We start from the raw sequence: 24,775 nt of genomic DNA, 5'->3' as shown, positions 1-24,775 counted from the left end.
TATTTTTAGCGAAAAAGACGCATTTGATGATCAACTCACGCATAATGTGCCAAAATAGCAGAAATTAAATATAATCATCGACAAGACAACTCACAAATCCCCTCATAACAGCAATTTAAGAAAAAATACAATTTCCCTCAGCCTTTAGAACAGAAAATAGGATGAACAACAAAGCACGTAGTGACATTTTTTTGTTAGATAGTTCTATGTTGTTCTTCCTTAAGGATGGTAATAGTACAGTAGTTCTGCTGAGAATTCTATGATTTTTGGGGAAATTTGTAGGGGATATAGGACATATAGGTCGTATAGAACTTATATGACCTATAGGTTTTTGATGAAGCAGATTATCTTGACGGGTGAGACTGAATGCAGTTAATATCATCTTAAGAATGAAACGGGAGATAATATGCAGGTTGTGGGGCGGATATTCAAATATGTGCTTTTATTATTCTTAATTATTTTCTTTATAAATATTATCGGTCAATATAAAACTATTTTCAGTGAGTTGAATTTCAGTGATTATATAAATGTGCTCATTTCGGGAGTGATATTTGTGATCTTATATCTATCAATTCTCTATAAATGGATGGATTTTTGGGAGACATTTGCCCATGAGCTAACGCATCTGATATTTGCCTTAATAACCTTCAATCGGATAGAGAGTTTTAATGCCACTAAGAATGGAGGAGCAGTAAGCTATAAGGGAAACAGCAACTGGCTGACGAGTTTAAGTCCGTATTTCTTTCCACTTTATACGGCACTATTTATGATAATATCATTATTTATTGACCAGCGATATCAGGTATATTTTGATCATCTGATAGTTATTTCATACTTATTTTTTATTATTACCCTGGTGCAGCAATTTTCATATCAGCAGACCGATATTGTAAAAAGTGGTTATATTTTCAGCACCGTATTTCTGATCATAATGAATGGACTTGTATTGCTTTTTATAGTATATTTTCTGGGAGATAATCTTCATGGATTTTTTAAGGTACTGGAAAAGGGGACAGCCTTTGAAAATAATTACTTGACTCTAAGCAGGTTATGGAGAAATTTTTAATAAGCAGAAATTAATCGTAAACAGGCGGGACAAAAACGATGAAGAAAGAAACTTTTAAGACAGAAGACGGTAAGATTATCTTACGTGTATCGGCTGATGGAAATCTGGCGGAACTGCGGATAGAGGAAGATGCTTCTCTTGTGAGTGAGAAGGCAATAGCTGACTTGCTGGCAGAGGCAGAGATCAAATATGGATTTGAGAATGCCCGTGCAGATGCAGAAGCAAAGGGAATAAAGCGAGAGCCAGGAGTATATTTTCCGGTAGCCATAGCTGATGACACATCCTTTGAACCTGAAGTAGAAATACTGGTGGAACCTTTAGACTGTTTATTGTCCCAACGGTTATATTCCTTAAATGATCTTTCACGGGTTCGCTTCATCACAGCAGGAGAGAAACTTGCAAAAGTATCTACAGGTACAGGAGCTGTGCAGAGCAAGAATATATTTGACCGAAAGATAAGAGACCTGGCAGCGGATAAGAACTTTCTGGACACATTTTTGGGTGAGAACGTAGATTTTGATACGCGTCGGAATCTGATAGTTGCCATTTGTGATGGCTATGCGCTGGTTGAAAATGGGAAGAAGATCAGTATTATTGATAATATTTTCCTGCAGCAGGATATCGTGGAGACCGGCTATGAAGTGAAAACGAGCCTTACTTTGGAAGGGAGCATATTTAAGAGCGATCTGGTGGTGAATGGTAATCTAAATGTGGCAGGCAAGATAGAGGATTGCAGTGCAAAAGGAGTGGTTGTAGCAGGAAATTTACTGGCAGAGAGCTGTGAGGATTCGCTATTGATCTGCAAAGGCGATCTGGAATTTCGGGAGAAACTGCAAAATTGTGAGGTTTTTTGTAATGGTAATGTGAAGGGGGCTGTGGGTAGTGAGATCTCTGGAGGTAATATCCAGGCTGGGATTTCGGTAAGTAGTGATCTGATAGGCAGTGAAGATAAGGAAAAAACAATAGTTGAAGTGAGTATTGCACCATTTATCAAGGGAATGATGATCCAGCTCAGCCAGGAATTGAGAAAGAAGGACTGGGATCCATCAGAACCGTATCAGGATGACCCTTTGGTGAAGGAGCTTAGTCAGCTTGAGATCAAATTCTCAAAAGTTATCCCTGATTTCCTGAGCCATAATCGTGAGCAGAATAAAATTATAAGTCATGAAGGATTCAATCCTGGAGTATCTTTGAGAATATTTAATTTGAGCTGGAAGATTGATACGGGCACAGATGAGACGGAGTTTGCCCTGGTGCAATGATCAGGGGAAAAAATCATATAAAGAATTATTTTGACAAATATGGGGCAGCTAAAAAAGTCTTTCAGGAAATTCGAGTGTGTAAAAACGAGTTTCCCTAAAAAGCGTGAAAGGAGCGACATTAAATGAGCGTAAAAGCAGTTTTAGGTTGTATGTATGGCGATGAGGCAAAAGCTAAGATGGTTGATTTTCTGGCAGAATCAGCAGATATTGTGGTCAGGTTTCAGGGGGGTAGTAATGCAGGCCATACAATCAAACACGATGGTAGGAAATTCGTATTACACTTGATCCCATCGGGGATATTGTATCCGGGTAAGAAGTGTGTTATTGGTAGTGGAGTGGTGGTCGACCCACTTGAACTACTTGCAGAGATGTCTGAACTGGAAGTGGAAGGTATTGAATTTAAGGGCAGGTTTTTTATTGATCCCAGGGCAGCAGTAATCCTTAAATGGCACAGACAGCTTGATAATCAGGGAGAAAAGAAACTGGGTTCAGCAAAAATTGGCACAACTGGTAAGGGGATTGGACCTGGTTATGCAGATGCAATTTCGAGAGTGGGAATCAGGTTCGCTGATCTATTACATCCGGATTACCTGGAGCAAAGATTACTTTCACTGGCAATATTTCATAATATAGATGAAGAGGAAGCAGAGGCGATGAAGGTGGAATTGCTGGAAGCAGCAGAGAAATTGAAACCCTATATTACTCAAATACCTTATATGCTTGCCAAAGCTCAGGAAGATAATCAAAATATATTGTTTGAAGGTGCTCAAGGAACGCTTTTGGATGTGACATTTGGTACTTACCCTTATGTGACTTCTTCGCATGTATCCGCTGGTGGTATTTCTGCTGGCAGCGGGATCAGCCCAGGCTCAATTGATGATATTATTGGTGTTTTCAAGAGTTATTATACGAGAGTGGGAGAGGGACCATTTCCCACAGAACTTAATAATGAAATCGGAGAATTGATCAGGAAACGCGGAAATGAATATGGAGCAACTACCGGCAGACCCAGACGTTGTGGCTGGTTTGATGCTGTAAGTTCCAGATATTCAGTAATTTTAAATGGTGTAACCAGCGGAGCATTAACATTATTAGATGTCTTAAGCGGGTTTAAGACTCTGAATATCTGCGTTGCTTATAGAATAAATGGAAATAGAGTAACAGAATTTCCAGCTCATGTTTCAGAATTTGAGGAATTAGAAGCCGAATATCTGGAATTGCCGGGCTGGGATGAGGATATATCCAAAATACTTAATTACAGTGATTTGCCAGAGCAGGCAAGAAATTATGTTGAGACAATTGAGAACCTTCTCTCGATCAAGATAAAATATATCTCCGTAGGTGCTGAGCGTAATCAGACGATAATCCGTTATTAGCTGAAAAATATAGCTTGACAGAGAGAGATAGGCTAAGGAATTTACAACTTCATAGTTTATAGGTAATTAGCAGAAAAAGAAGATAGAAAAGACAGAAGGAGATGGCATGAAGAGAACTTATCAGCCACATAACAGAAAACGAGTGAATAAGCATGGTTTCCGCGCCAGAATGGCAACGAAGAGCGGCAGAAAGATATTGTCTCGTCGTCGTGCAAAAGGAAGAACACGTTTAACTGTAAGCGATTAATGCGCTTTATAAGATCGACAAGAGAGTACCATGAGGTGTATGCAAAACATGAACGACGTCATGGAACTCTCTTTCTTTTTCTTAGGCGAAAAACAGAAGACAGTGAAGAGAGAGCGGTAGGAATAGTAGTAAGCAGAAAAGTGGGAAAAGCGGTATGGCGTAACAAAGTGAAGCGTCGAGTGAGAGCTTATCTAAGGGAACATCCCGAGCAATTGCCCCTCGGGAAACTGGTAATCATAGCAAAGGAATCATCTGGAACATCTGATTGGGCAGGAATATCAAAGGATTTAGGCAGGAATTTACAGGCATTCGAAGAATGAAATTTTTAAATGAGTTGATGATTGGTATAATCAGAATATATCGTCGATATATATCACCGATATTACCTTCGAGTTGCCGTTACGAGCCAACATGTAGTGTTTATTCACAGCAGGCATTTCAGAAATATAATTTTTTGAAGGCATTATATTTATCGACCAGCCGAATTTTGCGATGTCACCCATTTCATCCCGGAGGTTATGATCCGCTTCCCTGATCTGCAATAACTGATCAGGAGTGAATTAATGGACAAGAGAACAATATGGGCTTTTATCCTGATACTAGCAGTATTCTGGATAAGCAGTGAATTTATTTGGAAGCCATCAAGTGCAGCTGCACAGCGAGGAATTGAGTCAGCAAGTCCAGCGCAGCCAGAAGTTGAGAATGCATCTCAGCCAGTATTACCTGATGACTATAATCCCACCCAGCCAGCCCCTCTGGAAGAAACGAATCTGCAGGAAGAAATCGAATCTGATATTGACCTTAATGAATCAATAATTCTTGAGAATGAGAAGGTCAGGATAAGTTTTTCTAATAAGGGTGCAGTGATAAATTCTATTGAGCTTAAGGATTATTTTCTTCAAGATAAGGAAACCCGCGTAGAGATGTTAAGAGAAAATGGTAATCTTATGGGGATAGATTATGCCGATCTGACAGGAAATCAGCTTAGTGGTGTTCCTCAAATGTATGATTGGGATAAGCAGGATAAGTCAACAGTGACTTTCACCGGCAGTGGAAGTTTTGGCACAATCCAAAAAACATTCAGGTTGAAAGATGATTATCGGATGGAGATGGGATTATCAGTATCGAGCAATCAGGAACAATTTGATTATGTTTTTAAGTTCGATGATGGCATTGCAGATACTGAGCGATATCTTAAGCGCAAGAAGCAGAATTATCAATTGATCTTTGAAGTAGATAACAAGATAGAACGGCTTACTTTACAGAAACTGAGCAAGAATCAGGAAGTAAATGGCAAAATTGACTGGGCTGCAATGCGGTCAAAGTTCTTTGTTATCGGGATCATGAAAGATGAATTGAGTAGTTTATTTCATGTGTTTGCTTATAACAATAACGATTCACCAGCATTCAGAATGTATGGCAGAAGTCCTAAGCCGGTACTTGAGTCACATTATGAAATTTATTTGGGACCGGTTATAGCTGATAAAATGGATGCAATGGGTGAAGGATTTGGTTCGGCATATTATGCGGGCAACGGGATATTCTTTGGTCAGGGATTTATCAAACCGATCAGTAGATTATTCAGTTGGGTGTTCAAGCAGTTCCATAAGGTGATACCTAATTTTGGTCTGTGTTTAATAGTGTTTTCAATTCTGATAAAGATTATTCTTTATCCACTCACTCATAAGAGTTTTGAAAGCAGTACAAAAATGCAGAAGATCCAACCGCAAATATCAGTATTGCGCGAACAGTACAAAAGTGATCCTCAAAAAATGAATAAGGAAATGCAGAAGATATACAAGGAACATGGAGTAAGTCCACTGGGAGGGTGTTTACCTGTATTATTCCAGATGCCGGTCTTTTTTGCCCTATATCCTGTGATCAGATATTCCATTGACTTGCGTCAAGCTGGATTTCTCTGGTTAAAAGACCTCTCAGAACCTGACCCGTATCTGATCCTGCCGATTTTAATGGCAATATTCATGTTTTTGCAGCAATATATGATGCAGCCCAAGAAATCAGTATTAGCAGAGATGAGTGATCAGCAGAAGGCACAATTGCAAAGTCAGAAAATGATGATGTATGTTATGCCTTTGATGATGTTCTTTTTATTTAAGTCATTTCCATCAGGACTTGTACTTTACTGGACAGTATTCAACATAATGTCAATGTTACAGCAACGGACAATACGCAGAAAATTTAGTTAATAAGGGAAAAATTTATGAAGACAATTCAACGAGAAGGAAAGTCCACGTCAGCAGTAATCAGTGGATTTATGAAGGAATTTAATCTTCAACTGGAAGATTTCAAATTCGAGGTAGTAGATGAAGGGAAGAAAGGTTTTCTGGGACTATTTTCATCTCAGCCGACCGTGATCAAATTTGTGCTTTCAGATATCTGTGATTCAATTAAGAATTACACTATGGGAGTTCTTAAACAGATGAATGTAGATTTTGAGAGTGTAAAAGTAGAGGAAAAGAGCAATACTTTTTATGTGGAAGTTTGCGGAGTAAAGGAAGCAGGATTTTTAATTGGTAAAGAAGCCAGAATATTGGATGCACTTCAGCATCTCGTAAATCAAATGATCAATAAGCAGGAGCGAAAATCAATGCATCTTGATATGGATGTTGATGGTTATCGTGAACGTAAGAATCAGCAGTTAATAGAGAAAATGAAGGTTGTTTGTGAACGGGTTAAAAAGACGGAGCGGAGCTATACATTTGAGCCAATGAATGCAACCAGAAGGAAAATCATTCATCAGCATATTGAAAAAGAACCAAAGTTGCAGACCATGACCATCGGTCGCGGTGAAGCAAAGCGAGTGGTAGTTTCTGTGGTTGGTAAAAAACCAATACCCAATACTTCACAATCTCGCAATAATCGGCGTCCGGTAAGAAATAATAAACCAAATAGAGCCTGATATTAATTGACAATACAGGCAGCTAATTGATAAGAAGTACCCGATGTGTATGCATCGGGTATCTTTATATATCTGAGGAGAATAATATGCAGCGATATGATCTACAGCACTTAAAGGTTAGAATCCCAGTTCCAGTTTTCGGTATTGGATGCGGTGTGTTGGGGATGAGTACCAGCAAGGTAACTATTGAATTGGGAAAATGGGCATCAATCCTGCTGAGAGCACTTGAATATCGCGGTTATGATTCCACTGGGGCAGTTTTTCAGGATGATAAAAAGAACATCAGATTGATGAAAGATGTGGGAGCACCAAGTATACTTGTGAAGACCCTGGGAATAGAAGAAGAGCAGGGACAGATATTTTGTGGTCAGGTACGCTGGGCAACCTTTGGAGACGTTAATCAGAAAAATGCGCAACCACACTGGGTAACCTGTAAGCAGGAATTGTATGGAGCCCATAATGGCAATATCACGAATTGTCAGGAACTCAAGAAATTCCTCTTATCAGAAGGTCATAACGTGGAAAGCGATAATGATGGTGAAATGCTTGTTCACACGATAGAGCATTATTTTGATAATGAATTGAACAGATATACTCTTGATAAGCAGCAGGACATAGATTTTAGAAGGATATGTCTTCGAAAAGCAATCGTACTGGCATCTAAGCGTATGGTAGGCAGTTATGCTGCTGTGATAGTAGATCCTTTCACGGAATACAGTTATGCCATCAAAGCAGGCAGTAGTCTCTATTTTGGGATTGGCGAAAGGGATGACAATAGTTTTTGTCTGGCTTCATCTGATCTGACTGCAGTACTTAAATTCACCAAAATGCTGGTAAATATGCGCGAAGGTGAATTTATTGAATATCATAAGGATCAATATCAGGCTTATGCTTTCAGGGATCTACGTGTAAAAAGACCCAATCTGCCGGACGAAATGTTCAAAGCAGGTGATGCGATAGAAAAGGAACCGGTAAGATCACGATTGAGGGCAGAGGATACAGAATTACAAGCGCAATATAATTATTTTATGGAGCAGGAGATACACGCGGAGGTGGAAACTACTGGTAAGCTTGTTAAGCTCTTTCAGGGTGGCTCAAATACCTCTCACTTTATGCTTGATTTTATCCGTAATGCTCAGTTATTTGATGAATTATCTGATTTAAGAAATCAGATAACCAAAGAAGATATATTAGAAAATCAGCAGAAGATTTTCAGTGAATATATCAATTCTTCCCGGGGAGAAGATTTTTATAAAAGAGCAATTGAGCAGTATCCCAAAATCTATGCTGAACTATTCAAAGAGAAGTTTGACCGTAAATATTTCTTTTCCGGAGATAAAAACGTATTTCTGGAACTGATGGGCAGGGACTTTGACAAACGTAAGCAGTTACTGGCAAAAGCGCTTGATTCAATAGCAGAAGAAATTGACGTTCAGGAATTTGACCAGGAAGTTAATAGTTTCCTGAAGCTTGTGGAGAATACAATTAAGAAGAAGGGCAGCATTTATACAATTGCCTGCGGTACATCGTTCCATGCTACAAAAGTGGCTGGACTTTTCTTTAATGATATTGCCAGACAAGCGATAATACCAGTACTTCCAGGAGATTACCGGGGACAATATTCCTATAGCCTCAGGGATAATGATGTGATCATTGGCGTTTCACAGAGTGGTGAGACCAAAGATCTGATCGATATCTTTAATGATGTGGAAAGGTCAGGTAAAAAGGTTAAGCTGGTTGTTCTGGTAAATAATATCAATTCAACTCTGGGACAGGAAAAGAGTGATATCTCTATACCAATTTTCTGTGGGCCTGAGATGGCAGTTCCAGCCACAAAGAGTTTTATGAACCAGATCGTATTATTTTATTATCTGGCGATCAAAGTTGCTTTCATGAAGCTGGAGAAATTCCCGGAACTTATGAAAGATGTTTCCAGAAAGGATATTGAAAAAAGACTCAGTACTATCAGCAGAATTCCTCAATTGATAGCTGACACTATCCAGACAACCCAGGAACAGATCGAATTTGTGGCAAGTAAGGTATATCTTGAACCGTCCATGCACATCCTGGCAACTAAGATGACAGGTGTTGCCAAGGAAGGTGCCCTTAAGATCAGAGAAACCGTACTTAGCCATACTGAAGGCGGGGAAGCCTCGGAATTTAAACATGGACCAAATACTATTTTGGGAAAAAATACCGTATATGGCGTTAAAAACGTGAAAGCCCTGATCAAGGAAATGACCAGACGTCTGGAAAATTTATATCGTGAAGCTATAAAAAGGAATATTACGACGGATGAAGTTATCAAGATGAACAATAATCTCCCATCCTATCTTTTCAAAAGAATTGATCCCTATAATCTGAGTGAGGAAGCTAATCTGCTGATCAAAGATTATGATAGTGAACATGACATATTTGATAGTCTTTACCGTGATTATCCGCTTATTTATATCACTGGTCCTGATCTGCGAGATGTGAATCTCACTATTTCACAGATCAATACGCATAAGATACGCGGGGCAGACACCTTTGTGATCGCAGAAGAAAATGATGCTCTTATGGAAAATGCCAGATCCAATCCTCATGATGCAGGTTATTATGGCTGGGGTTATATCCCCCTGCCCAGGACAGGAGATGCTATTATGACTGCTTTTTCAGCAAGTGTGGTATTGCAGATACTGGCGCTTAAGATGAGTATCAGGAAAATGGAATATCTAAAGAGAATTGGAATTATTGATCATGGTGTGCATCCTGATGTGCCCAAAAACGTATCAAAATCAATTACAGTGGATTAGACTATTATGAAGTATCGAATTGGAACAGGTTATGATGTACATCGGCTGGAAACTGGCAGGGATTTATTTCTGGGGGGAGTAAAAATACCCTTTGAAAAAGGTCTGGCAGGACACTCTGATGCTGATGTGCTGATCCATGCTATCATTGATGCAATCCTGGGCGCACTTGCCAAAGGTGATATTGGCATGATATTTCCCGACAATGACCATGAGTTCAAAGATATTGACAGCAGAATATTATTACGCAAAGTATATGATATTATGATCAAATGCAAATATCAGATAAATAATCTTGATGCAACTATCTGTGCTCAGCGTCCCAAACTAAGACCGTACATTGATGATATGCGCTCCAATCTGGCTGCTGATCTGCAAACTAGTATAGATAATATCTCCGTGAAAGCCACTACTGAAGAAGGATTAGGAATATCTGGCAGTGAAGCAGGTATGACAGCCCAGGCGATTGTGATGCTGGTTAGTGAGGATTGATGCAAAAACCTGAATTACTTGTTCCTGCAGGCAATATAGAAGCCTTTTATGCGGCAATGGAAGCAGGAGCAGATGCTCTGTATCTGGGATTAAGACGCTTTAATGCCCGGGAACGTGCCAGCAATTTCACGGTTTCTCAACTGAGATCAATAGTTGAAGAAGCTGGGGCAAAAAACATAAAAATCTATGTTACTTTAAATACAATTATCAAAAACAGCGAACTAACTGAGCTATTTGATGTGCTATTGACCTTAGAAAAATTGCAGGTTGATGCCATTATAATTCAGGATCTGGGTGTTTATCACCTGGCAAAGAACTATTTTCCCAGGCTCAAGCTTCATGCCAGCACTCAAATGGGAAATCATAACTCGCTGGGTGCAGATTATTGCGGGAAACTGGGTTTGGAAAGGGTGATACTGGCAAGAGAACTCACTTTTAATGAGCTGCAGGAGATCAAAAAGAAAACCAGTATTGAGTTAGAGTTTTTTATCCATGGAGCGCTTTGTTATTCATTTTCCGGGATGTGCCTTTTTTCCAGCTATCTGGGAGGAATGAGTGCAAACCGGGGAAATTGCCGTCAACCCTGCCGCAGAAAATATCTGCAGGATGGAAATGAAAGTTATTTTTTTAATCTTAAAGATAACCAGCAGACAACCCAACTCAAGAAACTGATCAAGCTGGGCATAAGCTCCTTTAAGATCGAAGGCAGGATGAAACCAGCTGAATATGTATATCAGGCAGCGAAGGCATATCGTCTACTTATTGATGGAGAAGGTGATCCCAGTGAAAGCAAACAAATGCTTGAGCATGATATGGGTCGTGAGAAAACAGCCTATTTTATGGGTGGAAACATCAAAGATGCTATCTCTGAATTGCCCTATACCGGAATATATGCCGGGGAAGTGATCTCCTCCCGTCCACAGGCGATCATCAAAGCAGAGCATAATATCCAGGCTGGAGATCGATTGCGCATACTCTCATCTGATGGGCGTGACAGCAAAGCCATCAAAATAAAAGCTATCTCTAAGGCGGGAGAGAATTATACCATAACAGACCCGGAAATAAAATGTTCTAAAGGTGACAAAGTTTTCCTTGTCGGTCTCAAAAGTAGAAGATTCCCTAATAAACTGCAAAATGAGATGAAAGCCAGTATTTATAAATTCTCCTCAAAGCGCCGGCAGGACATTCTCAATAGATTATTATATGGCAAACCAGCTGCCAGAGAAGAATTATTCGTCAGGATAAATGAAATAAAATGGCTCAGAAAGCTGTTTCTGGATAAAATTGATAAACTCATCCTGAATCTTGGTATGCAAGAAATGAAAGCATTTAAACTCAATACTCCCTTTCTGAAAAATATCTCAGATAAATTGATAATTCAATTACCACGTTTCATCTCGGAAAATGATATTGCCTTTTATCAAAAAGAGATCAAAAGATTATTTGAAGCCGGCATCAGCCAGTTCATGCTTAGTCACGTGAGTCAAAAACTGCTTTTTGACCCGCAATCCAAAATCAGGCTGTTCACCAGTGAAAATGTGTATGTGCTCAATGATGCAGCAGCAGCATTTTTGCAAAATGAGCATATATCAAACTGGGTTTATCCTCTGGAAAATGACTTCCCGAACTTGATTTCCGGCAAAGATCATCGAGGTATCGTTCCCCTGCTATATTATCCTGAGCTTTTTTATTCACGGATGCCGGTGGCACTCAATGATGATGACTTGTTCAGTGATCAGCGTCAGAATTTTCGTAAGCAGGTTAGAGATGGCATCACGGTCATCCTGCCAGAGCATCCCGTATCATTACTGCAATTTCATAAAAGACTTCTTGATAAGGGATTCAGACGCTTCCTGATTGATTTCTCATGGTATAATCCTTCCTCAAATATTTTTAATCGGGTTTATAAGAATTTTCAAAACTCTGCTCCGGAACAGCCAGCGACAAATTTCAATTTCAAAGCAGGACTTAAATGAAAAAAACTATTATAATACTAAGTTTAATAATAACTGTTTTCCTCTTTGCTGAACCGATTACGATCATGGCTCCAGATAATCCAAGTTCATTACCACTGCTGATTGCAGCAGACAACATTCCTGATCTGGAAGTGAAGCTGTTCACCAATCATGCCCAGGCTCATTCTTTATTTCTATCTGGCAAAGTTCCCTTGCTGATGACAGGATATGCTGTAGGCGAAAGCTTTGCCCAAAGAGGAGTTCCCATCAAGATGATCGCTTCCTGGGTTTCTGGTTTAAATTATCTGGTTACAGCAGATTCACTATATGACAGCTTTCTTGATCTCAAGGGACAAAAGCTGTATTTCCCTTTTCAAGGCAGTCCCATAGAAAAGATGTCACTCTGGCTGGCTGAGCAGGAGGGTGTTGATATTGATAATGATCTGGAAATTGGCTATCTGCCTTTTGAATCCATGCTGCAATTAATGCGCCAGGGCAAGATAGCAAATGCCGTGATGCCTGTATCCTCTGCGCTGCAGATCGTGGATGACAGTAAATTCTTCTTCTCTTTTGATCTCAATGATAAGTGGTTTCAAATAACCGGTTCAGATTTTTATCCTCAGGTGTGTTTGTTTTCCAATCCAGATGCTGATGTAGATGAATTTATCCCGGAGCTCATTAAAGAATTGCAAAAGGCATGCCAGATGATAGAGCAGGATCCTGAAAAAGCTCAATCCCTGGCAGGAGGAAGACTCAGTTATAATCCCAGTGTCATCATGCGCTCTCTGGAGCTGCAAACTTTTAAATTAATTTCAGGCAAAGAACTGCAAATTGCCATGGAGCACTATTTTGAAAAAAGCGGAATCGCCAAGCCTCCTCCAGCTTTTTATCGGGCTGATTAAAAATAACTTCACTGGCTTCATTGTTTTTATCGCTATCTGGCTGCTGCTTTCACTGATTTTCCCTGACTATATTATTCCCGATCCCTGGCAGGTCATCTCAAAAGCAGGTAAATTGATTGATGCAGATTTTCTTCATCACCTGCAATTAACCATGTTTCGTTTACTCACCGGTTTTGTTATCGCTTTTCTTGTTGCTTCTGCCCTTGGTATTATTGCTTATATCATGTCAGTTTTTGAATATGCAGAAAACATCCTCTCACTATTTCAGGTGATTCCCGGCACCATACTGGCAATTATTTTCCTGATAATTTTCGGAGTGGGAGACAAAGTGCCCATTGCCATGATCATCGCCATGTCTATTCCCATTATGGCAATCAATACTTCCACAGGGCTGAGGGGTGTGAACCGAGAACAGCAGGAAGTGGTATATGTGTTTGGCGGCAGTATGCCCCAAGTGATCCGTTATGTCTATATCCCTGCTTTGATACCAGTATTTCGCAGTAACTTTCTGATCGGTACAGGACTTGCCCTCAAGGTGATAGTACTTGGTGAATATATTGGTTGCGAAGACGGTATTGGTTTTCTACTCAATAATGCCAGAATTCTCTTTCAGATGGAAAAGGTATTTTTCTATCTGCTGATCATCATGCTGATCGCACTCATTTTCCACATCATAATCAATCTCGTCTTTGTAGAACTTTTCCGCAGATATATAGATTAGAAAACTAAATTTCGTAAACGCAGTTAACTATGTTAACCATGTTCACAGTGTTTACAATAACATTCCCCAAAAATAAATACCCCAGCCATGAGCATGACTGGGGTACATTCTATAGGGAGGGAAATTTATTTCAATAATAACATTTTGTTTGTCTGCTGGATATTATCAGCCTGCATTTTATAGAAGTAAACACCAGAAGATACAGATTGATTATTGCTATCCAAACCATTCCAGATAACATCATAATGTCCTGGCTGCTGGAGATCATTAACCAGAGTTTTCACAAGCTGTCCACGAACATTGTAAATCTGCAGTTTAACCTGAGCAGGATCACTTATCTGGAAGCTGATAGTAGTTTCCGGATTGAAAGGATTGGGATGACAACCAAGAAGTTTGGTAACTTCCGGGATCACATCCTGATCTTCATCAGTGAAAACAACTTCAAGTGTAACCGGCAGGTGTACATCAGCATAGATATCTTCTGAGCTGATCACGATATCACAAAGATAAGTACCTTCTTCGAGATCTGTAGCATCTATAGAAATCATAACCGGGTCAGTTTCATTACTGTTCAGGGCACCATTTTGCAGGTCAAGAGCTATCCATGAAAGAGGATAGGTGAGTTCCAGTATGCCATAGGCTTCATGAGGTTCATATCCATATCCATCACCAAAAATGGAGTAATCAAGCTGCATCACACCAGTGAAGTTCTCACTGATAGTAACGTCTACATTGGCAGAAACGAATTCACCGCTTCTAAGCACGCCATAACCAGCCTGGGTAACACCAAACCAGTTCAACAGTGCACCATTACCAACGGTTTCATCCCATTCCAGAACGCGGTCATTGGTAATATAAAAATTATTTGCATCTTCCACAACAACACCTTCAGGGAATTGTATGGATAAGCCTTGCACCCATTCATTATCCTCACTGTTATTATAAATGGTGAAAGACCAGGTAGTAGTTTCACCTGGTTCGAATATAGTAGTAGAATTGGTAATATAGCACTCTTCAACATTTCTGGTAGTAGGATTTTCGGTTCTAACTGAATAGAGAATAGTGCCACCACCAATATTGCTGAGTTCTATAGGTTCTTCTAAAATGGAATACTGATCAGCTTCCAGATTTAACATAATCGGATCAACATGAAGAACCGGAGGAGCAGGAGTTCCTATTGGAGGGAAGATAATGTAATCAACCCAGGCGCAATCATCACCTGATGAAGTTCCACCATCTTTTTGATAATCCCATTTGAGAGTGTGAGAGCCATAGCGAACATAATAGCTTTCTTCACTCCAGTCCACATTACCACTCCATTCGTCCATTAATTCATCATCAATATAGAAGCGGAGGTAATCAAAGCCATTTTCAGACGATATCATTTTGAAGAAGCTGAGAGTAGCATCAGAGAGGAAATCTACTTCCATAACCAGAGCAGAGTTTTGATTATCCATCACGTCTCCGGAGCAGGCACTATATTCACCTTCTTGATGTTCTGTATCGATCATCCAATCTTCATCTCCTTCGAAAGTCCAGTCAAAACTGGAAAAGTCACCAGATTCAAAGTCCTCGGAAGTGATGCCGATAGAAGTGCGGAAGTCTCTGTTAATAGAATAATTACTTGCATCTACAGAATAATTTAATACTATTTGAGTACCCACGTGCATTGAGCTGTCTGCAGTGATTGTGTATATAGCATTAACCGGTTCATCGACGGCTATTTCACCTAAGGGGTATGAATAATTATCAATAGTGATATCCAGATTTGAGCAGAAAATAGAACTGATGGCATCAGGACTTAAAGAATGACCCTGATTCTCTGTAGTTATGATGAAATCTATGGTCTCACCAGCATCAAAAATCCCGTCACCATTACCAAACTCAAGATCATCTATCAGATAACCAGAAGCCACTAATTGCGGGGCATTGAAATCCATTGAGAAATAAGAGGTCCAGTATTCGTTATTGGTATCTGTGACATTCAGAGTGAAGAGTACACGATGCTGATCAGGTATATCATCAGCAATAGCCAATTCGAATGCATCCTGCATAGTCCAGAGAGTATCACCAGGCACCATGCCGACCAGACTTTCCGGTTCTGTGATATCTATATAATCATCTTCGCATGATATAGTGGCAACCACATCAATACCTTCGTCATTTCCAATATTTTCAAAAGTGAGATCAAGCAGGATAGTTTCATCATAATCAGCCTGTCCATTATCATTACCTGCTGTATCATCTACTTCGACATCATTATATACAATATATGCTCCATCAGGAGGAATGATCAAAACAGAAGTGTCATAACGGTAAAAATTCTGCTTTGTGATCACTATATCCATCGTATTCATGGGCATTTGGGGTTCCACAGTTATAGTTTGTGGCTCGCCAATACCCACTGCAGTAGCAAGAATTTCACCATCAATGCTAAGACAGATGAGTGCTCCAACATCTACAGAAACAGTAAAGAAATTTGCTCCAGAAACCAGGACAGGATCGTGCATTACAGTCAGATCTTGAGGAACTTCGGAATATAAGCGTGTAAATGCGTCACCGTGATGATGAAAGAGGTTATAGGTAACTTCCTTATTATCTGTATTATAGGGCCAGTCACTCTGCTGCAGGAAATATTTTCCATACCCATTTGCGAAGCAGGGAAGAAGCATTTCTTCTCCTTCTTCACCATAATCTGGCATGAAATTGGGCCACATATAGTCGTACATACCCCAGGTGTAGGTATCATTAACAAATGAATAAGAAACTTCTGATGCAGCAATTAAACCTAATGCACCCTGAGAGTGACGATGAAAAGCTTCCGTGAAACATTCCTGGCCCCAGTTGTATTTACCAGTGAGGCAATTGATTGAGAAAACAAAAGTCAGATCTTCGTTTTCCAGAGCATTAAGATTATTATTTGAGTAGGAAGGTTCTCCCCAGCCGTCTTCGCCACCATGATCACGATGCTGGATCATGAAGCAGCCATTATTGATATCCTGATTGACGCGGGTTGCATTTGCTCCCCAGTCAGTGATAACATTAGGAGTTGCTGGGATGTAGCCTAATCCGTTTGGTCCAAAATAATTTACTACAGTAGCAGTATTTGTGGCTGTTGACCACACCGTGCCTGGAGTACCAGCATAAATAGCATATTCCCGGATAGGTTCTTTGCCCAGTTCATTTGCCCAGAAACCGTAAACCGCTTCGGAGCAGAGGATAAACCAGCGTTCTGTCTGCCAGCCACCAGCGGAAACAGGATTATCATAGAAACCAGGATTAGTGGGAGGATTAACCTCATAATCAAGTGCTTTATTGATCATGGTTTCCAGCTCATCAACGTTTCTGGCTGTTATTCTGGCATGTGCCATATCTGGCATGTCATTATTATTTACATCAGCATAGATCAGATCAGAAACACAATAATTATTCCACATAGGTGACGTTATTGTAGCGCCAGCAGAGCCGTAATCTCCCAGAAGCAGGAAAGCTACTGGTGGAATATCCCAGTCATTATAAGCATCATTAATATAGTTTTGGATCGCAGTGTAAGTATTGGCACCAATATCTGAAGTAGTAACCACACCACTGCGGATACCCTGCTTATTACGGAAAACAGCAATTGTATCTGCCCAGGTGATGAAATCTCCATCATCAGGACAAATGATCAAATATTCATAATCAAGGGTTCTATGCTGACTTTGACGATTAAAATCCACTTCAGCCAGACTTTCGTGATTGATAAAAAAAGAAGTGTTGATCGGTTCCCACCAGCGACTGCGAAGTCTGTCTTCACCAAAATGTCCATTACCACCAGTAAATGTAATCTCCAGTTTAATATCACGGACTACCAGTAATTCCTGAGTAACCGGATTATACCTGAATGTATTTATCGCAATCGGCATACAATCTACACCGCGAACAAGATCATTATCACCGATTACAAGTTGATCGGCAGGATAATAACTGCTGCTTTCATATATAACAGAATCAATTGGATATTCCAGACCATCTTCTGTTTCCAGAGGAATCCGTGGTGCGGGTGCTATATCCAGACCTGTAAACGTTTCGGTTCTATAATCCACTATCTTTACACTTGCCCTGGCACCCTGAGGTAGAGCAATGTAAGTGGAAATATTAGGAACATCGGGTCTTCCCTCAGCTCCAGGAAGCAATTTTCCTGCTACCACGATCTGATCCCAGACCTTACCATTAATTTCAATATCACTGATATCAAATCCCTTCAATGAATAGCTTAATTCCACACCAGCAGGGCTTTGAGATGTGACGTTCAATCCCTCATCGTATAACAATCCGTCAAATTGGACCTGCTTCCCATTTAAGCTAAGCAGCAAAGCTACAAAACAAAATATAATAAAAATCCTACGCATCTATCCTCCTAAGATATAATTTTCATCACTTCTTATGGAGCATGATTTGTTCCAATTATGTCTAAAACAAGAGACTTTATAATGATTTGACTATTTTTCTCAGATAATATTTATTCTCCAAAATAAAGGAGGCAATATGAATGAAAATATCATTGAGATCCATCCCATAGGAGAAGTGATAATTGATAAGAATGGTTACCTGTTGAAAATCAAATCCGAATACATCTCCGGTTTGACTGAAATTGAAGGTTTCAGTTATCTGCAGGTTTTCTGGTGGTGTCATTATAATGACAATCAATCAGCTCGAAGTACTTTAAACTGCAAAACTCCCTATAAAGCTGCTCCAGATAATATTGGTGTGTTTGCCACAAGATCACCCCATAGACCTAATCCCATAGCTCTCACAGCAGTGAAAGTGCTGGTTGTCGATCACGAAAATGGTATAATCAGGGTTGCATATATTGATGCAGAAAATGGCACTCCGATTATCGATATCAAGCCTTATCACCCGTCATGTGACCGCATTAGAAACGTATCAGTTCCAGATTGGTGCAGTTCCTGGCCCCAATGGTATGAAGATTCAGCTACGTTTGACTGGGGATCAGTGTTCAGATTTTAGCTGGCGGATATTTAATTCGTGAACCTGGGGTACAGCTGGTTGCAGGGATGAGTTCAGGCAGGAGGAGATGGGGATCTGCTCTGCTAACTGCTTGCTGGTGAGTTGCTGTGATTTGTGTTTATTAACTTCCGCGGTTAGATTTCTCAGGTAAGTGAGGTCAGAGTGGATTTTGGCAGTGCCCTGCAGAGGGAAGCCGTGTCCACTGTAGATGATATTAATATCGAGAGCAAGAAGCTTTTCCATGCTGACTATCAAATCCTGGGCACTTCCCCAAAAAAAGTAGGGGAGACTGTATTTGCCAACAGCATTATTTAAGATCGTATCGCCAGAGATGAGAGCTTTTTCAGAGGGGAGATAGAGGCAGATGCTGTCAGGTGAATGTCCGGGGGTGGAGAGCAGGATAATATCATCCAATATATATTCATCAGTAAAAGTTATTTCCGGTTTAGTAAGTCGTCCGTGGTTAATTGGTTTATTCCGCCTGGGTTTGATCATTGCTCTTTCACTGATAATTGTATCCCAGTAATCTTTTTGGTTGATCTGGGTTGTATTCTGTTTTTTAAGATAACGATTACCCAGGCAGTGATCACTGTGGAAGTGGGTGTTTATCTGGTACTTTACAGGTTTATTATATGATTCAGCGAGGTCAGCGAGTTTTTGGCTATCACCTGGCAGCAGCAGACTATCGATGACGATCAGATATTCCGGATAGTGAATGATATAGGCATTCACATCGAGGGTTTTTGCCCTGATTTGAACTATTCTACCAGTTTGAGTTACTTCAGAGATCATAGTAACAGGTAATAGTTCAATACATCTTTAGCAATTGACTGTGCTGCTTTAGCCATAATTCAGCTTCATCTGTACGGGGATATATTTGACGCAGTTCCTTTTTATAGATTTCTCCATGATTGGGATGTCGCGTGTGAAGCAGTTCATGAAATATCAGATATTCAATTACGAAATCTGGAGCTATCATGAGCTTCCAGTTCAAAGAGATATTACCTTTTGAGCTGCAGGAACCCCAGACAGTTTTTTGTCCTCTGATAAATACTTTGTTTAAGCTAAATCCATATTCCCTAGCAATCTCAAAAACTCTTGGTTTCAGATATGTTTTTGCCATGGACTGATATATTTGATCATAGTATAAATTTATTTTAATTCCAAAACCAGCAATCAATTTGCGATTTTCGTGATCAATTTCTACGCCATCTAATAAGAGGAAATTATATTCAATATTATATTCCTTACCCATAAAAACGAATATATCGGGATTGATCTCTATCAATGATGCCTGGTGAGTAAGGAGTTTATGATGTTTAAGAATCCAGTTAAGTTTCTTCTTCAGTACTTGATCAATTCTACTTTCAGTAGTATGGATTGGGGCAGTAACCCGCAGTTCACCAGCAGTTATAAACCGCAGATTTATATTCTTAACTTTTTTTCGTTTAATGATCAGATCAAGCCCTGCAAGCTTAATTTCGTCTCTAATCATTTATCCAGCAGGTCTTCCTTTAATTTTGGTAAGGCAGTATCATCACCCAGCCAGATGGAGAATACTGCTCTTCTAAAATCAGAATTCTCTATTGTGCCCAGAACTACTTTATTTTTGATCACCTGCACACCGGTTTCCGGCAGGTAAACTATATCATAAACATCACCTTTTTTAGCTGGTTCATTAAAAAGGGCATTAAATCTGGAAGTTTCAATGGCAAATTCCTGCAAAGCACCAGTATTGGCAAAACCTTCATTCCAGGCAGTGATCAGTTTTTCCTGATCAACTTTTTTATAAATAAAGTGCATACGAATAGCAATCGCCTCATCAGAAGCCAGTATCTCTTCGGATGAATTGCTTTTTTGAGGAAGATATAATCCACAGGCATATACCTTAATTATCACTTTCTTACGTAATCCTGCTCCGTTCAGTGTCAAATCTTCATTCCCGATTTCGAGTTTATCAGGCAATATCACTCCACCGACCTTCATAGCAAAAACTGGCAATGCCATGATCACAACAAGCAAAATAATCATCATCTTTTTCATTTTAGTTCTCCCTTATATAAATGAAATTCTACCACATATCAATATCAGCAAAACCTATTGATATCCCAATCCTTAATCCGTCCAGAGTAGTATCAGGACCTTCTTCCATAACTTCGTCAGCGATCTGCCAGTCACCAGTTCCAATAGGCATCATATATGAGGCATGGAGACCAATAGAAGTTGCGCGATAGACAGCATCCCACGAAATACCAAAATTCATCATAAGATTCTGCTTTGTGGCAGAAAACACATAGGGTATTCCCTGATCAACTGCCTGAACCCAGGAATTATCAACGCTGGTCATTGAATAGGTAAGATTTCCCAGACCGATCCCTACCCAGGGGGTAAGTGCAGTATAATAATTGGAATAGAGCACATATCCCAGATCAAAGAAGGCAGCATTAGCTGAAGTTTGGTACATGTAAATTCCATCAGTATGACTGCCATTACTGATCAGATAGCCTTCTGCTCCCAGTGCCACATTATCTGTTAGAAAAAGGTATTGAGCTCCATAATTGATAAATGTTTCCGGATATGTGACTTCAAAATTAAATTCGATCTCATCGTTTAAGGTGCTGAGATCCATACTTTGAGTGGCGATTGAGAGTCTGCCCATTGAGCCATGAACCCCTTTCCAGCCAAAAAGACCACCATTTGCATAGACCAGTGATACTGACATAATCAAAGCCAGAATAAAAAATAATTTAGTTATGTTCATCTAATTAACCTCCCGGATAACGGAATTAAACCAGTAATTCCGAAACTAAGACATAGTAAAGATTAGTAACAAAGATATATCCGTCAAATAATTTATGCTTTTCCTTGACTTTAAGTCCAATTAATTTTTCTTAAGTGAAAAGATATCAAGGAGGATATTGAAATGAAAAAAAGTCTTATTATACTGATAGTGATCGTTGTAATAATATTGGGAGTATATAGTTGGGTGAAGGGAAACTATAATCGTATGGTGGTAATGGATGAGAATGTTAAAGAGAAATGGAGTCAGGTAGAAAATGTATATCAGCGCAGAATGGATTTGATCCCCAATCTGGTTAATACCGTGAAAGGCTATGCGGAACATGAACAGGAAACATTCACTCAGGTTACCGAAGCCAGGGCAAAAGTTGGAGGAATGGTAAATATAGATGAAAGCGTATTAAATGATCCAGCTATGTTTGCCAAGTTCCAGCAGGCACAAAGCCAGTTAGGCAGTGCCTTACAGCGTTTGATGGTGGTACAGGAGCAATATCCTGATCTTAAGGCTAATCAGAACTTCCTGCAATTGCAAAGTCAACTGGAAGGCACAGAAAACAGGATAGCAGTAGAACGTCGCCGGTTTAATGAAGCAGCAAGGGTGTATAATTCATTTATCAGGATTTTCCCCACCAATATGCTGGCAAACATGTTCGGATTCAATGCCAAGCCATATTTCCAGGCAGCAGCAGGAGCAGATACAGCTCCCACTGTAGAATTTTAGTCAGGGGTATTTATGCTTAAATTAAGCAAAGCTGAACAGAAGCAGATCGCTCAATCAGTTAAGCAGGCAGAGGCAAAAACCAGTGGTGAAATAGCTACTGCGATTATTCCACAGAGCTATGATTATGCTGTTTATGAATTGCTTCTGGCAGTTCTGGCGGGATTGATCTACTCCGTTGTGATATTCACCTTTTCCAGCGAACTGCAAAGCTGGCTGCAGGGATTAATTTGGAGTTATCATGTTTACTATTTGACGGGATTTTATCTTTTCAGTACATTTCTTGTCATATTGATCGTCTATTTCCTGGCAAATATTCCGGTAATTGACCGGCTGATAGTTCCCCGCAAAATCATGCAGAGCTGGGTTGACCGTCGTGCCTGGCAGCATTTTGCCCAGTCAGGTGTAGGTCACACTCAAGATGGCACCGGGATTTTGATCTTTATTTCGGTTCTGGAACGCAGAGTGCAATTGCTGGCGGATTTTGGTATTGCCCAAAAAGTTGATCAAAGTAGATGGCAGCAGATAGTGGATAAAATAACCCTGGGAATCAAAACCGGCAAACTGACAGAAAAGCTCAGTGAAGCAATTCTGGAATGTGGAGAATTGCTGGAAAAGGATTTCCCCAGAGCTGATGATGATATTAATGAATTAGATGATAACATTGTCCAATTAGATAAATGATCGGAGCGATAAATGAATCATAAAACTAAATTAGTTATAATAGCAGTTTTTTTTCTGTTTGCCTTTTTTTTGCAGGCAGCAGTTAAGATACCCGATCTCAAAATGATGGTGAATGACAATGCCAATATATTAACCTCACGCCAGGAAAGTGACCTTGAGCAGCTCTTGCGTAACACCATGTCTGCCACTTCTGCTGAGATCGCTCTTCTAACAGTTATAGATCTTTCTGGCTTAACAATAGAAGATTATTCCATGAAGGTTGTGGAAAAATGGAAGCTTGGTAAAAAAGACAGGGATAATGGAATCTTACTGCTGGTGAGTATTAATGACCGCAAAGTTCGGCTGGAAGTTGGCTATGGACTGGAAGATATTGTCACAGATGCCAAAAGCAGCTATATTATTAATACGATCATCGTGCCACAGTTTCGGCAGGGCAATTTTTATGAAGGTATCCACGCAGGACTCGCTGCTGCTACTGGATTGGTAACTAGTACTTATGAGATCAGCTCAGAAGAACTGGCAAAATACCAGCAGAACCAGGCAAGGAAGAAGAAAAGTGGTGGATTCCCAGTGGGCATGATAATATTTATCTTATTCATGATCCTATCTCGCAGAAGAGGTAGAGGTGGATTATTACCCTGGTTATTCCTGGGCTCCATGATGGGCGGACGCGGTGGCGGTGGTCGCAGCGGCGGAGGCTTTGGTGGTGGTTTCGGTGGATTCTCAGGTGGCGGTGGCGGCTTTGGAGGCGGTGGTGCCTCTGGTGGCTGGTAAAAAATAAGGAAATTAAATATGTTTATAGATTATTCCCGGATCAAAATACAATCAGGAGCTGGCGGAAATGGCTGTGTAAGTTTCCGTCGAGAAAAATATGTCCCCAAAGGTGGTCCTGATGGGGGAGATGGTGGTAAAGGTGGCAGTGTTTATCTCAGGGGAGACACAAATTTTAATACGCTCTTGAAATATCGATTTACCAAGCTTTATAAAGCTGATAAAGGTGAAAATGGCAGAGGCAATAATCAGACCGGTGCTTCGGCTGATGACATGATTTTGCCGGTACCATTAGGCACTGAAGTGTTTGATATCACTGATGGCATTCATGAAAAGATCGGTGAACTCACTGAAGAAAACCAGATGCTGCTGGTGGCTCAAGGCGGTAATGGTGGACGGGGTAATGCCCGTTTTGCTACTGCTACCGTGAAGGCACCTCGTTATGCCAAACCGGGTGGAGACAGCGACGATAAGGAACTGGAACTGGTATTAAAATTGATGGCAGATGTTGGTTTGGTGGGATTTCCTAATGCCGGTAAATCTACTCTCCTCAGTAAAGTCACTTCAGCGAATCCCAAGATAGCCAATTATGAATTCACCACCCTGGAACCTTCCCTGGGTGTTGTGGATGTAAGTGACTATTCTTCATTTGTGATGGCTGATATTCCAGGGATAATTGAAGGTGCTCATGACGGTAAAGGTTTGGGTACTCAATTTTTGCGTCATATTCAAAGGACCAGACTATTGCTCTTTTTGATTGATATTGATAGTCACAATCCCTTTGAAGATTACATTACGCTTTATAAAGAGCTTCATCTATATGACCCCCACATGGACAAAAAGCCGCATCTGATAGCGCTTTCTAAGCTGGATACGATCGCTGAGTCTGATAAGGATGAGATGGTTTTGATGATGAAACAGGAATTTTCAGAATCCATTCAGGAAGATATTATCGCTATTTCTTCTCTCACCGGAGAAAATCTTGACCAGTTGAAAGATATTCTATATCGCAGATTACAGAATCTGAAACGTATCGAAGACCCTGAACTGGAATAATGCC

General features: G+C 40.1%; 23 protein-coding genes. 18 read left to right on the top strand and 5 right to left on the bottom strand.

The window, feature by feature from the left end; translation table 11 throughout:
- The first annotated feature begins 406 nt into the window (after nucleotides 1-406).
- From RAO94_13780 to RAO94_13720, 13 genes are all read left to right on the top strand, one after another.
- Complete coding sequence (locus RAO94_13780) at nucleotides 407-1,066, top strand: M50 family metallopeptidase (GenBank protein ID MDP8323410.1); 660 nt, start codon at nucleotides 407-409, stop codon at nucleotides 1,064-1,066.
- 38 nt (nucleotides 1,067-1,104) lie between these two features.
- A complete protein-coding gene (locus tag RAO94_13775) occupies nucleotides 1,105-2,328 on the top strand; it encodes a FapA family protein (protein ID MDP8323409.1) in 1,224 nt (407 codons plus the stop codon).
- 122 nt (nucleotides 2,329-2,450) lie between these two features.
- On the top strand, nucleotides 2,451-3,704 hold the full coding sequence (locus RAO94_13770) for an adenylosuccinate synthase (protein MDP8323408.1): 1,254 nt from the start codon (nucleotides 2,451-2,453) through the stop codon (nucleotides 3,702-3,704).
- A 106-nt stretch (nucleotides 3,705-3,810) separates the two neighbouring features.
- Nucleotides 3,811-3,951: a 50S ribosomal protein L34 gene (gene rpmH, locus RAO94_13765; protein ID MDP8323407.1), complete on the top strand. Its 141-nt coding sequence runs from the start codon at nucleotides 3,811-3,813 to the stop codon at nucleotides 3,949-3,951.
- Complete coding sequence (gene rnpA, locus RAO94_13760; GenBank protein MDP8323406.1) at nucleotides 3,951-4,271, top strand: ribonuclease P protein component; 321 nt, start codon at nucleotides 3,951-3,953, stop codon at nucleotides 4,269-4,271. The genes rpmH and rnpA overlap by 1 nt, the downstream gene beginning before the upstream one ends.
- Nucleotides 4,268-4,486, top strand: coding sequence for a membrane protein insertion efficiency factor YidD (gene yidD / locus RAO94_13755; protein ID MDP8323405.1), 219 nt, complete (start codon nucleotides 4,268-4,270; stop codon nucleotides 4,484-4,486). Before rnpA ends, yidD begins: the two co-directional genes overlap by 4 nt.
- A 28-nt stretch (nucleotides 4,487-4,514) precedes the next feature.
- A complete protein-coding gene (yidC, locus tag RAO94_13750) occupies nucleotides 4,515-6,158 on the top strand; it encodes a membrane protein insertase YidC (GenBank protein ID MDP8323404.1) in 1,644 nt (547 codons plus the stop codon).
- A gap of 14 nt (nucleotides 6,159-6,172) precedes the next feature.
- The gene (jag, locus tag RAO94_13745) at nucleotides 6,173-6,871 is read left to right on the top strand and encodes an RNA-binding cell elongation regulator Jag/EloR (GenBank protein ID MDP8323403.1); all 699 of its coding nucleotides are present in this window, start codon (nucleotides 6,173-6,175) and stop codon (nucleotides 6,869-6,871) included.
- Between the two features lie 86 nt (nucleotides 6,872-6,957).
- Nucleotides 6,958-9,666 carry an SIS domain-containing protein gene (locus RAO94_13740; protein MDP8323402.1) on the top strand — a complete coding sequence of 903 codons (2,709 nt, stop codon included), beginning with the start codon at nucleotides 6,958-6,960 and terminating at the stop codon, nucleotides 9,664-9,666.
- A 6-nt stretch (nucleotides 9,667-9,672) separates the two neighbouring features.
- Complete coding sequence (ispF, locus tag RAO94_13735; protein MDP8323401.1) at nucleotides 9,673-10,155, top strand: 2-C-methyl-D-erythritol 2,4-cyclodiphosphate synthase; 483 nt, start codon at nucleotides 9,673-9,675, stop codon at nucleotides 10,153-10,155.
- A complete protein-coding gene (locus RAO94_13730) occupies nucleotides 10,155-12,131 on the top strand; it encodes a peptidase U32 family protein (GenBank protein MDP8323400.1) in 1,977 nt (658 codons plus the stop codon). Before ispF ends, RAO94_13730 begins: the two co-directional genes overlap by 1 nt.
- Complete coding sequence (locus tag RAO94_13725; GenBank protein ID MDP8323399.1) at nucleotides 12,128-13,012, top strand: hypothetical protein; 885 nt, start codon at nucleotides 12,128-12,130, stop codon at nucleotides 13,010-13,012. The genes RAO94_13730 and RAO94_13725 overlap by 4 nt, the downstream gene beginning before the upstream one ends.
- The gene (locus RAO94_13720; GenBank protein ID MDP8323398.1) at nucleotides 12,960-13,733 is read left to right on the top strand and encodes an ABC transporter permease subunit; all 774 of its coding nucleotides are present in this window, start codon (nucleotides 12,960-12,962) and stop codon (nucleotides 13,731-13,733) included. Before RAO94_13725 ends, RAO94_13720 begins: the two co-directional genes overlap by 53 nt.
- 125 nt (nucleotides 13,734-13,858) lie before the next feature.
- On the opposite strand, the gene RAO94_13715 is transcribed toward RAO94_13720, so the two are convergent.
- On the bottom strand, nucleotides 13,859-18,124 hold the full coding sequence (locus RAO94_13715; protein ID MDP8323397.1) for a C25 family cysteine peptidase: 4,266 nt from the start codon (nucleotides 18,122-18,124) through the stop codon (nucleotides 13,859-13,861).
- A 136-nt stretch (nucleotides 18,125-18,260) separates the two neighbouring features.
- On the opposite strand from RAO94_13715, the gene tsaA reads away from it, so the two are divergent.
- On the top strand, nucleotides 18,261-18,743 hold the full coding sequence (gene tsaA, locus RAO94_13710; protein ID MDP8323396.1) for a tRNA (N6-threonylcarbamoyladenosine(37)-N6)-methyltransferase TrmO: 483 nt from the start codon (nucleotides 18,261-18,263) through the stop codon (nucleotides 18,741-18,743).
- On the opposite strand, the gene RAO94_13705 is transcribed toward tsaA, so the two are convergent.
- From RAO94_13705 to RAO94_13690, 4 genes are read right to left on the bottom strand one after another with little or no spacing between them, the layout of a single operon-like run.
- A complete protein-coding gene (locus tag RAO94_13705) occupies nucleotides 18,726-19,535 on the bottom strand; it encodes an MBL fold metallo-hydrolase (GenBank protein MDP8323395.1) in 810 nt (269 codons plus the stop codon). The two genes, tsaA and RAO94_13705, sit on opposite strands and share 18 nt — an antisense overlap.
- 16 nt (nucleotides 19,536-19,551) lie before the next feature.
- Nucleotides 19,552-20,238 carry a SprT family zinc-dependent metalloprotease gene (locus RAO94_13700; GenBank protein MDP8323394.1) on the bottom strand — a complete coding sequence of 229 codons (687 nt, stop codon included), beginning with the start codon at nucleotides 20,236-20,238 and terminating at the stop codon, nucleotides 19,552-19,554.
- Complete coding sequence (locus RAO94_13695; protein MDP8323393.1) at nucleotides 20,235-20,786, bottom strand: chalcone isomerase family protein; 552 nt, start codon at nucleotides 20,784-20,786, stop codon at nucleotides 20,235-20,237. The genes RAO94_13700 and RAO94_13695 overlap by 4 nt, the downstream gene beginning before the upstream one ends.
- Nucleotides 20,787-20,814: 28 nt before the next feature.
- A complete protein-coding gene (locus RAO94_13690) occupies nucleotides 20,815-21,504 on the bottom strand; it encodes a hypothetical protein (protein MDP8323392.1) in 690 nt (229 codons plus the stop codon).
- A 162-nt stretch (nucleotides 21,505-21,666) separates the two neighbouring features.
- On the opposite strand from RAO94_13690, the gene RAO94_13685 reads away from it, so the two are divergent.
- The 4 genes from RAO94_13685 to obgE are packed head-to-tail and all read left to right on the top strand — an operon-like array spanning nucleotide 21,667 to nucleotide 24,771.
- Complete coding sequence (locus RAO94_13685) at nucleotides 21,667-22,263, top strand: LemA family protein (protein MDP8323391.1); 597 nt, start codon at nucleotides 21,667-21,669, stop codon at nucleotides 22,261-22,263.
- Between the two features lie 12 nt (nucleotides 22,264-22,275).
- Nucleotides 22,276-22,944, top strand: coding sequence for a hypothetical protein (locus RAO94_13680; protein MDP8323390.1), 669 nt, complete (start codon nucleotides 22,276-22,278; stop codon nucleotides 22,942-22,944).
- Nucleotides 22,945-22,956: 12 nt separating this feature from the next.
- Nucleotides 22,957-23,718, top strand: coding sequence for a TPM domain-containing protein (locus RAO94_13675; GenBank protein ID MDP8323389.1), 762 nt, complete (start codon nucleotides 22,957-22,959; stop codon nucleotides 23,716-23,718).
- 18 nt (nucleotides 23,719-23,736) lie between these two features.
- Nucleotides 23,737-24,771, top strand: coding sequence for a GTPase ObgE (gene obgE / locus RAO94_13670; GenBank protein ID MDP8323388.1), 1,035 nt, complete (start codon nucleotides 23,737-23,739; stop codon nucleotides 24,769-24,771).
- Nucleotides 24,772-24,775 lie beyond the last annotated feature (4 nt).

The organism is Candidatus Stygibacter australis, from assembly GCA_030765845.1.
GTDB lineage: Bacteria > Cloacimonadota > Cloacimonadia > Cloacimonadales > TCS61 > Stygibacter > Stygibacter australis.
The sequence above is the reverse complement of the archived record's forward strand: the minus strand, read 5'-3'. Positions and strand labels throughout refer to the sequence as shown.

Coding starts and splice junctions, on each gene's coding strand:
- ispF (MDP8323401.1), top strand. CDS start 9,673: ATGAAGTATCGAATTGGAACAGGTTATGATGTACATCGGCTGGAAACT.
- RAO94_13705 (MDP8323395.1), bottom strand. CDS start 19,535: ATGATCTCTGAAGTAACTCAAACTGGTAGAATAGTTCAAATCAGGGCA.
- RAO94_13700 (MDP8323394.1), bottom strand. CDS start 20,238: ATGATTAGAGACGAAATTAAGCTTGCAGGGCTTGATCTGATCATTAAA.
- tsaA (MDP8323396.1), top strand. CDS start 18,261: ATGAATGAAAATATCATTGAGATCCATCCCATAGGAGAAGTGATAATT.
- RAO94_13780 (MDP8323410.1), top strand. CDS start 407: ATGCAGGTTGTGGGGCGGATATTCAAATATGTGCTTTTATTATTCTTA.
- yidD (MDP8323405.1), top strand. CDS start 4,268: ATGAAATTTTTAAATGAGTTGATGATTGGTATAATCAGAATATATCGT.
- obgE (MDP8323388.1), top strand. CDS start 23,737: ATGTTTATAGATTATTCCCGGATCAAAATACAATCAGGAGCTGGCGGA.
- RAO94_13715 (MDP8323397.1), bottom strand. CDS start 18,124: ATGCGTAGGATTTTTATTATATTTTGTTTTGTAGCTTTGCTGCTTAGC.
- RAO94_13680 (MDP8323390.1), top strand. CDS start 22,276: ATGCTTAAATTAAGCAAAGCTGAACAGAAGCAGATCGCTCAATCAGTT.
- RAO94_13690 (MDP8323392.1), bottom strand. CDS start 21,504: ATGAACATAACTAAATTATTTTTTATTCTGGCTTTGATTATGTCAGTA.
- RAO94_13675 (MDP8323389.1), top strand. CDS start 22,957: ATGAATCATAAAACTAAATTAGTTATAATAGCAGTTTTTTTTCTGTTT.
- yidC (MDP8323404.1), top strand. CDS start 4,515: ATGGACAAGAGAACAATATGGGCTTTTATCCTGATACTAGCAGTATTC.
- RAO94_13685 (MDP8323391.1), top strand. CDS start 21,667: ATGAAAAAAAGTCTTATTATACTGATAGTGATCGTTGTAATAATATTG.
- jag (MDP8323403.1), top strand. CDS start 6,173: ATGAAGACAATTCAACGAGAAGGAAAGTCCACGTCAGCAGTAATCAGT.
- RAO94_13775 (MDP8323409.1), top strand. CDS start 1,105: ATGAAGAAAGAAACTTTTAAGACAGAAGACGGTAAGATTATCTTACGT.
- RAO94_13740 (MDP8323402.1), top strand. CDS start 6,958: ATGCAGCGATATGATCTACAGCACTTAAAGGTTAGAATCCCAGTTCCA.
- RAO94_13725 (MDP8323399.1), top strand. CDS start 12,128: ATGAAAAAAACTATTATAATACTAAGTTTAATAATAACTGTTTTCCTC.
- RAO94_13695 (MDP8323393.1), bottom strand. CDS start 20,786: ATGAAAAAGATGATGATTATTTTGCTTGTTGTGATCATGGCATTGCCA.
- RAO94_13730 (MDP8323400.1), top strand. CDS start 10,155: ATGCAAAAACCTGAATTACTTGTTCCTGCAGGCAATATAGAAGCCTTT.
- rpmH (MDP8323407.1), top strand. CDS start 3,811: ATGAAGAGAACTTATCAGCCACATAACAGAAAACGAGTGAATAAGCAT.
- rnpA (MDP8323406.1), top strand. CDS start 3,951: ATGCGCTTTATAAGATCGACAAGAGAGTACCATGAGGTGTATGCAAAA.
- RAO94_13770 (MDP8323408.1), top strand. CDS start 2,451: ATGAGCGTAAAAGCAGTTTTAGGTTGTATGTATGGCGATGAGGCAAAA.